This window comes from Clostridium sp. TJA020, assembly GCF_058310295.1.
Genome location: NZ_JBZEFC010000005.1, coordinates 143736 through 158116, shown reverse-complemented (window position 1 = coordinate 158116; position 14381 = coordinate 143736). Strand labels below are relative to the sequence as shown.

Sequence of the window (14381 nt, the reverse complement as noted above, 5' to 3'; positions counted from 1 at the left end):
TATTTAACCTTTTTATTTTTTTATATAAATTTTAGCTTTTTCTAATAGAAATTCTTTTTTATTTAATGATGGGTTCTTTAACACTAATTGGAGCAAATAATTAAGAAGTTCACCAATTATTTTTCCAGGTTTTAAATTTAATTCATCAATTAAAGTTTTACCATCTATATTTAAATCTTTAGTTGATAAAGGTTCCTTTGAATTTATAATAAGATTTGCTTTTTCTATCATAATATTTAGATTTTTTAGAGGTTCTTCATATAATTTAAGAGATTTTATATCAGCTTCTTGTAATTTAAATAATAGATTTATATTTTTAATAGAAACTCTATTTATAAACCTTTTAACAGCAACATCAGTTGGATTTTCTAAAATATTCATATGTTCTCTAATTAATATACAAACAGAATCAATTGTTTTATTATCAAACTTAAAACGTCTAAGTATTTTTTTAGTTATATATTCACTTTTTATATTATGACCAAAAAATCTTCCATTACCAGTTTCATCTACAAAGAAACATTCGGGCTTTCCTATGTCATGAAAAAGTGCCGCTAAACGAATTACTATATTTTTAGGAGATTTTTCTATTACTGAAATAGTATGATTAAAAATATCTTCGAAGTGATATTTATTTTTTTGTTCAAAATTTATACAAGGTAACAATTCAGGTAATATTATATTTAATATACAAGAGTCTTTTAAGTAATTAAGGCCTTTTCTTGGATTATCAGAAAGTAATAATTTACATAATTCATCTCGTATTCTTTCTATACTAACATTTTTAATTAGGTCTTTATTTGATTTAATTGATTCGAAAGTTTTCTTTTCTATTTTAAAATTAAGCTGAGCAGAAAATCTTATTCCTCTAAGCATACGAAGAGCATCTTCTTTAAATCTAGTATCACTATTTCCAACAGTTTTTATTATTTTATTATTTAAATCATTTATGCCGTTAAAATAATCTTTAAGTCCTTCTATATTATTATATGCAAATGCATTTATAGTAAAATCTCTTCTTGAAAGGTCTTCTTTTATATTAGTTACAAAAGAAACTTTTTCAGGTCTTCTGTTATCTTTATAAGTACCTTCAGTTCTATATGTTGTAACTTCAAAAGATTCATTATTTATAATTACAGTAACAGTACCATGTTTAATTCCAGTTGGTATAGTTTTAGAAAATAATATTTCTGTAGTTGTTGGAATTGCTGATGTTGCTATGTCAAAATCTTTAGGTTCTTTTTTTAGCAACATGTCTCTTATACATCCTCCAACCAAAAAGGCTTCATAATTATTTTTATAAAATGTATCTATTATATATTGTGCATTTTTAGGAATTTTAAATTTCATTATTTACCTCCTATATTAAAATACCTTACATATATTATAAATTAATATGTAAGGTATTAATATAAAAGCTTAGATAAATAAAGCTTTATTTTATTATAACTTTAGTTCCAGCGTTAATTGTTTCATAAAGCCACTTTGAATCTTCTAATGATAATCTTATACATCCATGAGAAGCAGCTGTACCTAGAGTTGTATCAAGTATTGTTTTTTTATCTTTTGCATAAGGGACTGAATGGAAAAGATAGTCTCCTTGAAATTGAACCCAATACTTTCCGCCCTGCTGATATCTTTCAGAGAAAAACCATTCGTCTTTTTCTCTTACATCAAATACACCAGTTGGAGTTTCACTACCTTTTTTGCCTGTTGAACAACTCATAGATTTTATTAAAGACCAATTGTTTAAGTTTCCTTTATAAACATTAGTAACTTGGGCATTAGTATCAACGTAAACTAAATAATCAGTTAAACTTTCTATATTTAATGAATTTATATTTGATGTATTTATTACATTTACAATTTGACTAGAACTAACAGTAGTAGATTGTTTTTGGTTAGTTAAATATTGATTTTTAGCCGTTTTAAGTTCATCTATCTTTTTTAATAATTCTTCGTCATCTTTAAATAAGTCTAGTTTATTTTGTATTAGATTTATAGCAGCAGTAAAATATTCCTTTTTCTTATATTCTTCTACTTGATTTAGTAAGGTTTTTTTTAGTTCAGCCTTACTTTTTTTTATATATTCTTTAGAGACAGAATATGATGAATCACTTTCGTTTATAGAATTAAATATATTTAATGCATTTTCAAAATTTCCATTATTAAATTCTCGTATTCCTTTAGATAAATCACTATTATTATTTATGTTATTTGAAAGTACAGATTGAGTTTTATCAGAAGATAAAATATTATAATGGTCTATTTCATTTAAGATAATATTTGCATCACCTGAAGTTATTTTATTTGAAGTTAAATTACTTTCTACAGTAGATAGTTTGTCTTCAAAATATTCTTTTAAATCATTTTTTAATAAAATAGATTTAAATATATTAAAATTTGATTTTGTTAAAATGTAGTTATTTGCATCATTATAATTAGATGAGTCAAATTTATTTTTAAAGTTAGATAATAAATTTTTATAACTAAATCCTTGATACGTTAGAAGTGTACTAATTATTAAAATAACTGCTATAGTAAAGGGTAAGAGTTTCTTTAAGTTTGATTTAAGTTTACTTAAATTAGAATTTTTATTATTGTTTTCTGGTATATTAATATCTTTAATGTTATCAAAATTATCCATATTAGACAAAAGCAATCTCCTCCTAAAATTTTCTTATTAGGAATTATTACCATTATATAGGATATTAAACATGCATTGTTTAATATTATAAATTAGTATGTTACTATATTTAAATAGAGGTTTATTAAATAAGAGTAAAAAGGAGTATTTATAGTGAAGAGCAATTTTTTTGTTAAGTTAAAGAATAACGTATATAATATAAAAACTTTTTCAGATTATATAAAAGAAGGATTAGGAAGAGCAATATTATATGCAATAATATTAAGTTTGATACTTGGAGGTATTCAAGGAATATATACAGGAGTTAAAACTAAAAATGCAATAAAGAGTAGTATAGAGGAATTAAATAATCCAAATTATGAGTTTTCTATAAAAGATGGAATACTTCATACTAAAAAGAATCCTATTAAAGTTGAAGATGGAAATACAGTAATATATTTAGATAGTAATAAAAAATTAAATGAAGCTGATAGTTTTAAAGATGAGTATATTCAATCAGATATGTATGTATTATTATTAAAAGATGGAATAGAAGTTGGATCAGGAAGCTTAAGTCAAACTATTTCATATAAAGATTCTGCTTTTAATGAATTAAATAATGAAATACTTAAAGAACAGTTACAAATTGTAGGTAAATTTATATTACCAGTAATAGTTATTGTTATGATAGTACAATATTTTATAAACTATATGCTTAACTGTTTAATTGTATCTGCATTTTCTATGATAATAGGAATGTTTATGGGGCTAAGAATGAGAGGAAGTGCAATGTATTCATTAGCTATATATGCTGGAACTCTTCCAAATTTATTATTATTACCATTTAGTTTAATAAGACCTGATATATATTTTGATGTTGCATTTTCTGTAGGAACAATTATATTTTCAGTTTTTGTATTAAGGAATATAAAGTATGAACTTTTAAACAATAAAAGATAGCATTATAAAAGTAATTTCTAAGGATTAGAAATTACTTTTTTTGTTATAATTAAGTTATTAGATTAAATGAAGTGGGGATGATTACTTATGAAAATAATTCATACTAGTGATTGGCATATTGGAAAGATTGTAAATGAATTTTCTATGATAGAAGATCAAAAATATATATTACAAAATTTAATTAAACTTATTGATGAAGAAAAACCGGAAGTTCTTATAATAGCTGGAGATATATATGATAGATCAATACCTCCAGTTGAAGCAGTTGAACTTTTAAATAATATATTAAATGAAATTGTAATCAACAAAGGAGTTAAAGTAGTTGCTATTTCAGGAAATCATGATAGTGGAGAAAGGGTAAGCTTTGGATCTGAAATATTAGAAAGGCAAGGGTTATATATAGCTGGAAAGGATAATGAATTATTTAAGAAAGTAACCATAGAAGAAAACAATGAAAAAGTTAATTTTTATTTAATTCCATATAAGGATCCAGCAGTTATAAGAAAACTTACAGAAAATAAAAATATAAAAAGCCATAATGATGCTATGATTGAGATTTTAAATAAAATAAAATTAGGTATAAATTTTAATGAAATAAATTTTATAGTAGCTCATGGATATGTAACTATGTATAGAGATAAGGCAAAAAATTTAAGTGATGAAGAAATGTATAAAGTAGCGAATCTTGAAGTTTCGGAATCTGAAAGACCTTTGTCTATTGGAGGGGCAGAGCTTATAGATTGTAATATATTTAATGAATTTGATTATGTAGCGCTTGGACATCTTCATGGAAGACAGAAAATTTCAAGAGATGAAGTTAGATATTCAGGTTCGCTTCTTAAGTATTCTTTTTCTGAAGTTAATCAAAAAAAGGGAGTTACTTTAGTGAATATAAATAAAAATAAAGAAATTACTATAGATTTAAAAGAGCTTAAATCAATTAGAGATTTAAGAATAATAAAAGGAGATATAGAAGAACTTATAGAGCTTGGAAGAAGTGATGAAAGAAAAGAAGATTATATACAAGCTATTCTTACAGATGAAGGTGAAATTATAAATCCAATAGAAAAATTAAGATCTATATACCCAAATATTATGTTAATAACTAGAGAAAAGAAAAGAAGCTATGATGCAAATAGTACATCTGCAAAGAAGGGATATAAAAATAAGTCTGAAAAAGAGCTTTTTAAAGAGTTTTATGAATCCTTAGGGAATGGAGAATTTACATTAGAAAAAGAAAAATTAATAGATGAAACTATAAATAGAGTTTTAAAAAAGGAGGTGTAGAGTATGCGACCTATAAATTTAGTAATATCAGCATTTGGACCTTATGCTAAGGAACAAAATTTAGATTTTGAAAAGTTAAACGGAAGGAATATCTTTGTTATAACAGGAGCTACTGGTGCAGGAAAGACAACTATATTTGATGCAATAAGTTATGCTTTATATGGTGAAGCAAGTGGAGAAAGTAGAGAAAATGACTCTTTAAGAAGTCATTTTGCAGATGAAAATACAGAAACTTTTGTTGAATTAGAATTTGAACTAAAAGGAGACATATACAAAATTAGAAGAAGTCCTAAACAACCTAAAAAGAAAATTAGGGGAAATGGATTTACAGAGAAAGATTCAGAAGCAATACTCGATTTACCAAATGGTAAAACAATAACTGGAATAAATAATGTAGATAAAAAAATAATAGAAATTCTTGGTATAAATAAAGCGCAATTTAAGCAGATAGTTATGTTACCACAAGGTGAGTTTAAGAAGTTACTTCTTGCAAATTCTGTTGAACGTGAAGATATATTTAGAAAAATATTTAATACTTATAATTTTGAAAGTATACAAGCTGATTTGAAAGAAAAAGCTATAAAAATAAGCAAAGAAAGAAATTTTTGCAAACAAAAAATGGAGGTTCATTTAGGAAATATTATAGGAGAAAATAATATAGAAGTTGGGGAATATATTGACTTTCCAAGGGTTATAGAGGAACTTACAGAACTTATAAAGAGTGAGCAAAATATATATAAGGATAAAGAAAAAAAGATTGAAGAACTAAATTTAGAAATAAATAAAAAAAGAGTTGAAAAATCCTTATTAGAACAGAATAATAATTTGATAATGGAGAAGCAAAATACTAAAAATAAGTTAAATGAATTAATTTTAATGGAAGATGAGTTTAAAAATAAAAAAGTTATAAGTGAAAAAGCTAAAAAAGCTAAAGAGGTAAGGTATATAGAAAAAAGTTATTTAGAAAAAAATGAAGAACTATTAAAAAAAGAAGAAGCTAAGGAAAAATCATTATCAAAAATAAAGTTGTTAGAAGATAAATTAATATTACTTGAAGAAGCTGTAAAAAAACAAGAGCTTAAAGAAGATTTTAGAAATAATCTTACAGAAGAAATTGGAAGATTAAGAAGCTTAGAGCCTAAAATTAGATTATATGAAGAAAATAAAATAAAAACTATAACTTTTTACAAAGATATAGAGTTAATAAAAGATAAAATAAAATTAAAAGAAGAAAGTATAAAAAATTATAAAGAACAAAAAGAGGTTAATGAGAAAAATATAAAAGAAATAAATCAAATAGAAATAAAAGCGGTTAATTTAAAAAATAAAATTGATAATAAAGAAAAAATTATAAAGGAATTAAGGGAGATATTTAAGGTTATAGAAGCGTATGAAAGTGAAGTAGAAAAACATAATCAATTAAAGAATAAGTATTTAAAGGTTGAGGGTATATATAATAATATTAAGTTGCAGTATGAATATATGATTGATATATATAGAAAAGAACAAGCTGGTATACTTGCAGATAGTTTAAAAAATGGAGAACCTTGTCCTGTGTGTGGTTCGAAAGAGCATCCAATGAAAGCAATAAAAAATAGTGAAAATGTACCTACTGATGAAGAATTAAAGAAAAAGAAATTAGAATACGAGAAGATTGAAAAAGAAAATAGTTCTGTTCTTTTAGAGTTAACATCTATTAATGCTAGAGTTAAAAGTCTTTTAGATAACGTAAATAATTCATTAAATAAGATTTCAGGAAAAGATAATTGCCTAAATAATGAATATAATAAAAAAGAATCTAAAAATGAAGTTACTAAATTTGGGAAAGAATTAAAATCAGAGATTTTATTATATAAGGAAGAACTTAAAGTATATAATGAAAAAATAAAATTTAAAGAAACTATAGAAAAAAAATTAATAGATATAAGTAAATATTTATCTGATTCGGAATCAGAATTAAACTCATTAAAAGAAAAAGATAAAAATATTTATGCAAGCATTCAAAGTTTAAATGCTACTTTAAATGAATTAAGGAATGATATACCAGAAAATATAGAATCTATTGAAAAGCTTAATGAACTTATAAAATGTAAATTACTTAAATTAGAGGAGAGCAAAAAATCATTGTTATTAGCTATAAAAAATAGAGATGAAAATATAATGCTACTTGAAGGTGAAAAAGCAAAGTTAAATGAAATAAAAAGCAATATAAAAATATTAAAAAAGGATACAATAGAAATAAAAAATAATTTTGAAAAATCTTTAAAAGAAAATAATTTTAATAGTTGCGAAGAATATATTATAGCAAAAAGTAATATTCCAATATATATTGAATTGGATAAAGAAATTGAAAAGTTTGATAAAGAATTAATTATAGTAAAAAGTGAATATAAAAAATTAGATAAGCAATGTGAAAAAATAGTATTTATAGATTTGAAAAATATAAATGAAAAGCTTGATGAATTAGAAGATATAAGAAAAATAAATGAAAAAGAAATTAAGGATTTATATACTATTATAGAAAATAATAAAAATGTATTATATAAAGTAAAAGATTTAAATAAAGAATTAGGCAAAAAGGAAGAAGAATATAAAATAATTGGTGAACTTTCAGATCTTGCTAATGGAAAAAGAAGTCCATATATATCTTTTGAAAGATATGTATTAGCATCATATTTTCAAGATATAATAGATGCAGCTAATTTAAGACTTGAAAAAATGACTGGAGATAGATTTTCACTTAAAAGAAAAACTACATTAAGTAAAGGAGCAGGTCAAAAGGGGCTAGAACTAGAAATATATGATAATTATACAGCAACCTCAAGAGATGTTAGCTCTTTATCAGGTGGTGAAAGTTTTAAAGCTTCATTATCTTTAGCGCTTGGTTTATCGGATGTTGTACAATCAAGTGCTGGAGGAGTATCATTAGAAACGATGTTTTTAGATGAAGGTTTTGGGACATTAGACCCTCAATCATTAGATAGTGCAATAGACAGTCTTTTAGAGTTACAAAAAGGTGGAAGATTAGTTGGAATAATATCTCATGTTCAAGAACTTAAGGATAGGGTAGATGCAAAAATAGAAGTAATATCAACTAAAAGAGGTAGCATGGCAGAATTTAATATTTTATAAAAAGTTAAAGGCGAGATAATACTCGCCTTTTTTATTTAAAATTTATTATTTAGCATATTCTTTACTAGGACCATTTGCCTTATGATCATATGCGATTTCGAAGAACCCTTGAGGATGTTTACAAGCGGGACAAACTTTAGGTGCCTCTAAGCCTTCATAAATAAATCCGCAATTTCTACATTTCCAATATTCTTTTTCATTACGTTTATATAAAAGATTATCTTTTAAATTAGCATATAAGTCTAAGTAGCGTTGTTCATGATGTTTTTCTACTTCTAAAATATGTGAAAATGCAGCTGCGACCTCTGGATAACCTTCTTCTTCTGCAATTTTTTTAAATTCAGGATATGCAGTACCCCATTCTTCTTTTTCTCCTTCAGCAGCATATTGTAAATTATCAAGAGTATTTCCAAATCCAACAGGATAATCAGTATCAACGTGAATTTGATATTTACCAAGTCCTTCAACTAATAAATCAAAAAAAACTTTAGCGTGTGCTCTTTCATTATCAGCAGTTTCAAGAAAAATAGACTCTATATGTTTATGTCCTTCTTTAGATGCAACACTAGCATAAAATGTATATCTATTTCTTGCTTGAGATTCACCTGCAAAGGCTTTTGCTAAATTATCAGCAGTTTTACTTCCTTTTAAACTTTTCATGAAAAAATCCCCTTTCGAATAGTATTCGTTTATAGTATTTACCATTTAAAAGAGGATTATGATTAATTAATATTTCTGTTTTTACCTTTAAAGAAAAGGGCTAGTGTATTAGGGCCTGAATGACTACCTATAGCCAAACCAATATAATTTATAATTACTTCGATATTATATTTTTCTGTAATCATACTTTTAAGTTTTTCTGCATCTTCAATGCAATCACCATGAGATATAAATATAACTTTATTTGAGTTTATATCTATTTTTTCTTCAAGTTTGTTAAATAAAGATTTTATTGATTTTTTTCTTCCCTTAACTTTTCCAAAATTACATAAAGTTCCATTATCAGGAACGTACAAAAGAGGTTTAACTTGTAATAGAGTTCCTATAGTTGCTGCAGTTGATGAGATTCTACCTCCTCTTTTAAGATGATTTAAATCATCAACAGTAAAAATATGATTTACCTTAAGCTTCATATTTTCAATATAGTTTACCACTTCTTCTTTAGACTTTCCTTCTTCTTTTAATCTACAGGCTTCATATACAATAAGTCCAACTCCTAATGAAGCTGATTTACTATCAATTATAGAAATATCAGCATTTGGATATTTTTCAATAATTTCAGATTTTGCAATTAAAGAACTATTATAAGTTCCACTTAATGCAGAAGAAAATGATATGTATATTATTGAATAGTTTTCTTTTATATATTTTTCAAATATTTCATAAAATCTATAACTGTTAACTTGAGATGTAGTTGGCATCTCTCTATTTCTTAAGCCATTATAAAAATTAGTATACCCAAGAGATTTACCACCATCTTCAATATATTCTTTATTCTTAAAACTACAAATAAGACCTATGTTTATAATAGAATATTTATCTATTATATATTGTGGTAAGTCACAACTGGAATCTGTTAAAATTATATAATTATTAATAATAAAACCTCCTTAATTAAAATAAAATTATAACTATAGTTATATTATAGACATTATACAATAAAAAATAGCAATTAAAAAATATTACATACCTTAAAATAGAATAATATACAAAAAATGGTTGATAATAGTGTTGGTAAATGTTAAAATTTATATTGGTATTAATATTATATGCAATAGGGCTTAGGATAAAATGAAGTAGGGGTAAAAATGGGAGAAGAGAAATATAATTTTAAAAATTTATCAAAAGAAGATATGATATTGATTATAGATGAACTAGAACACAAAAGAGAGATGCAAGAAAAATTTATACTTAATATATCTCATGACTTAAGATCTCCACTAAATGTAATTATGAGTGCTAATCAAATGTTAGAAAATATTAGCGGTTTGATAGATAAAGAAAAAGAATATTTAAAAATGTTAAAGAGAAACAGTTATAAAATGTTAAAACTTATAGAAAATTTAATTGATATAACTAGACTAGAAAAAAACTACTTTAATATAAATAAAAAAAATATAGAAATAGTTAGTTTTATTGAAAGTACAATAGAGTCTATTGATAGGTTCGCAAAACAAAAAGATTTAACATTAGTTTTTGATACAAACAAGGAAGAATGCATTGTAGCGGTTGATCCTCAGGCGCTAGATAGAATTTGTATAAATCTAATATCAAATGCAATAAAATTTTCAGATTGTGGATCTGATATATTTATATACTTAGTTATTGATAATAATTATATAAATATAAAAGTATCTGATAATGGAATTGGAATAATGGATGAAGAAAAATCTAAAATATTTAATAGATTCGTTCAAGCAAGTAGTAATAAAGAACAAAAAGGTAGTGGTATAGGACTGGATTTAGTTAAATCGTTAGTTGAGTTACATGATGGTAGTATTATTGTGGAAAGTAAAATTGGTGAAGGGTCTACTTTTACTGTTACTATACCAAATATTAAAATTGATAATGAAGAAGTTAAAGTAAGTAAAAATGCAGATAAAGTTCAATTGCTTGAAATTGAGTTTTCTGATATATACCTAAAATAAGCTATTATAATTAGAAAGATTAATTTAAATTTTAATCTTTCTAATTAATTTGCTTATTTTAAATTTGCACTACATAAATTTTTGTGTTAATATATTTTTGATAATAAAAAAATATGGGGCGTTAGTTAAATGGATATAACATACCGCTACGGACGGTACATTATGGGTTCGATTCCTATACGCCCTACCATATGTTATTAGAACTTCAAAAGTTTTAACTTTTGAAGTTTTTTTTGTTGCTAAATTTAGTAAACTGTACATACATAAAAGAATATATTATAATTAAAATTATTGGTTTAATTTAGTTTAGAAGATATTCCTAGATGTTTATAAGGCTTGGGAGGTATATTTTGATAAAAGGTTATAAAATTAGTGTTATAATACCTGTGTATAATGTAGAAGATTACATTAGTGAAACACTAGATTCATTAATGAATCAAACTATTAAGGATTTTGAAATAATAATAATTAATGATGGGTCTACAGATAAAAGTTTAGAGATTATTGAAGGTTATATGAATAAACATAAAAATATAGTTTTAATTAATCAAGAGAATGGTGGACCTAGCAAAGCTAGAAATAGAGGAATTGAAGAGGCAAATGGTGAATTTATAGTTTTTATGGATTCAGATGATTTGATGCCAGAAGATTCATTAGAAGTTAGATATAATTTAGCAAAAAAAAATGAAGCTGATATTGTTGTTTGTGGTACATATAAATATGATGGAAAAAAAAAGTGGCCAATGAAAAAGCACTTTTTAAAAGAAGGTATTAAAGATATAAAAAAAGATTATGATTTACTTTGGACTCTTGGTCCTTGTAATAAAATTTTTAAGTCAAGTCTTATCAAAGAAATACGATTTCCTGAAGATATAAGGTATTCCGAGGATCAGGTTTTTGTTATGACTGCATATATTAAAGCTTTAAGAATTTATGCAACAAAGTATGTTTGCTATTATTACAGAATGAGGAACAATCCTAAAGAATCATTAACTCAACAAATCCAAACAAATTCAGCTAATGTAATAAATCAAGTCCTTAAGTCTTGGCGTTTAACAGAACAAGAGATTAATTTTAATATAAAAGATAAAACAGTAGCTACTAATCTTAAAAACAAATATTTTTATAGATTAACTAATATTGATATATGGCCACCTTTTAGATTAGCTATGTTAAGTAGTGAAAGAAATATATCGATGACTGCATTAAAAAATTTAAATGAATTATTAAGTAATGTAGATATAGAACAAATTAATAGTATAGGGAAAATAAAAAGATTTGTTTTTAAGAATATTATAGGAAATAATAAAATTTTAGATGAAACTAATAAAATTAAGGTTATTAAATTTATTATAAAGGTTCATAATTTTATTATAAAGATTAAGAAAATAATAAACTATTAAATTTATTTAGGTGCATTGGGTTAGGAGTGATATCTTGGTAAATAAATATAAGATAAGTATAGTAATGCCTGTATATAATGTTGAAGAATATCTTAGAGAAACGCTAGATTCTGTTGTTAGTCAAACTATAAAAGATGTGGAAATATTATTGATAGATGATGGTTCTACAGATAATAGTAAATCAATAATTGAAGAATATTCATCAAAATATGAAAATATAAAGGGTGTTTTTCAAGATAATGGTGGTCCAAGTAAGGCAAGAAATAGAGGGATTGAACTAGCGAGTGGTGAATTTATTGCATTTATGGATTCGGACGATTTAATACCAAAGGATTCACTAGAGGTTAGATATAATTTGGCTAAAGATAATGATGCAGATATAGTTATATGTGGTACATATAAATATGATGGAGTTAAATATTGGCCTATGGTTAAGCATTTTTTAGGGGAAGGATTTAAGGATATAAGAAAAGATTATGAGTTACTGTGGACATTAGGTCCTTGTAATAAACTTTTCAAAACATCTCTTATAAAAGATTTAAGATTTCCTGAAAATATAAAATATGCAGAAGATCAATGTTTTGTAATGAGTGCATATTTAAGAGCAAAAAAAATATATTCATCAAAATATATTGCTTACTATTATAGAATGAGAAATAACCCTACAGAGTCATTAACTCAACAAATACATACAGCTTCAGCTAATGTTATAAAGCAAGTATGTGCTTCATGGAATAGAACTAAGGGTGAAATAGATAAATATATTGATAATAAGTTTATAGCTTATGGGTTAAAGAAAGAGTACTTTTCAAGACTTGTAAGCATTGATATATGGCCACCTTTTAAAAGAGCGATTATAAGCAAAGACGAAATATTACAAATTGAAGCTATCAATAATATGATTGATATTTTAAATTCATTAGATAATAAAATATTTAATAATTTAAGTATAATTAAGTGGGTAGTAATAAAAGGAGTAATAGAAAAGTTCTTATTTTTATCATCAAATTCACAAAGAAAGTATATTGAGTTGTTATCAGTTGCATATAAAAAATTAAATAGTAATAGTAAATATATATTAGCAAGAGATAATAAATATTTAATGAAATATGTTGAAAAAGCAGTAAACAAAAATAGTAAATTTTACATAATAAAATTCTTGATAAGAAGAAGAATGGACAATTTACCAAAGAATTTTGATAAGTTAGCTAAAAAATATGTAAGAGTAATTTTTAGAGTAAGTAAATTATTACCTGTTAATAATAATAAAGTAATATTAGCTAGCAATAAATCAAGTACATTATCTGGGAATTTGAAGTTTATAGAAAATAAACTTAAAGAAAAAAAACAATATAAAATAAAGTTATATTTATATAAAAAAAGTAGGACATTAGGCGAATTAATAAAAATGTATTATAATTTTGCAACAGCAAAGTATATAATTTTAGATGATTACTATATGCAACTATATGGACTTACATTTAAAAAGAATGTAGAAGTAGTTCAAGTATGGCATGCATGTGGTGCATTTAAGAAATTTGGATTTAGTTCAATAGGAAAGGCTGATGGGAATACGGAAGAATTTGAGAGAAGAGCCCATTCTCACTATACAAAGGTAATAACTAGTTCGAAAAATATAAATAAATATTATGCTGAAGCATTTAATATTGATGAGAGTAAGGTAATAGCTCTTGGTGTTCCAAGAACTGATATATTACTTGATAAGGATTATAAAGATTATATAAGACATAAGCTTGAAAATGATAACCCAAGTATTAAAGGTAAAAAAATAATAACTTATGCACCAACTTTTAGGGGTGGACCAAAAGAAAGACAAAATTTTAAGTTAGAATTAGATCCGGTTAAGATATTAGAGAATATAGGGGAAGATTACATAATAATACTTAAGCTTCATCCAAGTGTTAAAAATGGTATTGAAGATGTAATAAGTATTCCTAGTAATTTAAAAAATAAGATAATTAATTTAAATAGTGAAACTGATATAAATGATTTAATAATGGTTAGTGATATACTAATATCAGATTATTCATCAGTAATATTTGAAGGTGCTTTTTTAAATAAAAAAATGATTTTATTTGCATATGATAAAGATGAATATTTAAAGGAAAGAGATTTTTACTATGAATATGATAGTTTTGTGCCTGGACCAATTGCTTACACAAATGATGATATAATAAAATTGATAAATGAAAATAAGTTTGATTTAGAAAAAGTTAATAAGTTTAAGGAAGAATTTTTTGATTATACTGATGGTAAATCAAGTGAGAGGTTTGTTGAATATATATTCAATGAAAACTAATATTA

General features: G+C 24.5%; 10 protein-coding genes and 1 tRNA gene. 7 read left to right on the top strand and 4 right to left on the bottom strand.

Annotation, left to right across the window (positions count from 1 at the left end; translation table 11 throughout):
- Nucleotides 1–12: 12 nt before the first annotated feature.
- On the bottom strand, nt 13–1350 hold the full coding sequence (locus AC4FQ1_RS09610) for a CCA tRNA nucleotidyltransferase (RefSeq protein WP_491169555.1): 1338 nt from the start codon (nt 1348–1350) through the stop codon (nt 13–15).
- A gap of 85 nt (nt 1351–1435) precedes the next feature.
- A complete protein-coding gene (locus AC4FQ1_RS09605) occupies nt 1436–2647 on the bottom strand; it encodes a L,D-transpeptidase (RefSeq protein WP_491149316.1) in 1212 nt (403 codons plus the stop codon).
- A 153-nt stretch (nt 2648–2800) separates the two neighbouring features.
- Here AC4FQ1_RS09605 and AC4FQ1_RS09600 point away from each other — a divergent pair, with 153 nt between their 5' ends.
- From AC4FQ1_RS09600 to AC4FQ1_RS09590, 3 genes are all read left to right on the top strand, one after another.
- Nucleotides 2801–3586 (top strand): DUF1189 domain-containing protein, encoded by a 786-nt coding sequence (locus tag AC4FQ1_RS09600; protein ID WP_303127208.1) that lies wholly within the window; start codon nt 2801–2803, stop codon nt 3584–3586.
- 87 nt (nt 3587–3673) lie between these two features.
- On the top strand, nt 3674–4873 hold the full coding sequence (locus AC4FQ1_RS09595; protein ID WP_491169554.1) for an exonuclease SbcCD subunit D: 1200 nt from the start codon (nt 3674–3676) through the stop codon (nt 4871–4873).
- 3 nt (nt 4874–4876) lie between these two features.
- Nucleotides 4877–8005 (top strand): AAA family ATPase, encoded by a 3129-nt coding sequence (locus tag AC4FQ1_RS09590; protein ID WP_491169553.1) that lies wholly within the window; start codon nt 4877–4879, stop codon nt 8003–8005.
- Between the two features lie 45 nt (nt 8006–8050).
- On the opposite strand, the gene rbr is transcribed toward AC4FQ1_RS09590, so the two are convergent.
- Both rbr and AC4FQ1_RS09580 read right to left on the bottom strand, forming a co-directional pair.
- Nucleotides 8051–8665: a rubrerythrin gene (rbr, locus tag AC4FQ1_RS09585; protein WP_491149293.1), complete on the bottom strand. Its 615-nt coding sequence runs from the start codon at nt 8663–8665 to the stop codon at nt 8051–8053.
- A 62-nt stretch (nt 8666–8727) separates the two neighbouring features.
- The gene (locus AC4FQ1_RS09580) at nt 8728–9603 is read right to left on the bottom strand and encodes a DegV family protein (protein ID WP_491169561.1); all 876 of its coding nucleotides are present in this window, start codon (nt 9601–9603) and stop codon (nt 8728–8730) included.
- Between the two features lie 210 nt (nt 9604–9813).
- Here AC4FQ1_RS09580 and AC4FQ1_RS09575 point away from each other — a divergent pair, with 210 nt between their 5' ends.
- The 4 genes from AC4FQ1_RS09575 (at nt 9814) to AC4FQ1_RS09560 (ending at nt 14376) form a co-directional block, all read left to right on the top strand.
- Nucleotides 9814–10653, top strand: coding sequence for a sensor histidine kinase (locus AC4FQ1_RS09575; protein WP_491169552.1), 840 nt, complete (start codon nt 9814–9816; stop codon nt 10651–10653).
- A gap of 115 nt (nt 10654–10768) precedes the next feature.
- A tRNA-Arg gene (locus AC4FQ1_RS09570) sits at nt 10769–10843 on the top strand.
- A 160-nt stretch (nt 10844–11003) separates the two neighbouring features.
- Nucleotides 11004–12056, top strand: coding sequence for a glycosyltransferase family 2 protein (locus tag AC4FQ1_RS09565; protein ID WP_491169551.1), 1053 nt, complete (start codon nt 11004–11006; stop codon nt 12054–12056).
- Between the two features lie 34 nt (nt 12057–12090).
- Nucleotides 12091–14376, top strand: a complete 2286-nt coding sequence (locus tag AC4FQ1_RS09560) for a bifunctional glycosyltransferase/CDP-glycerol:glycerophosphate glycerophosphotransferase (RefSeq protein ID WP_491149288.1) — start codon at nt 12091–12093, stop codon at nt 14374–14376.
- The last annotated feature ends 5 nt before the right edge of the window (nt 14377–14381 follow it).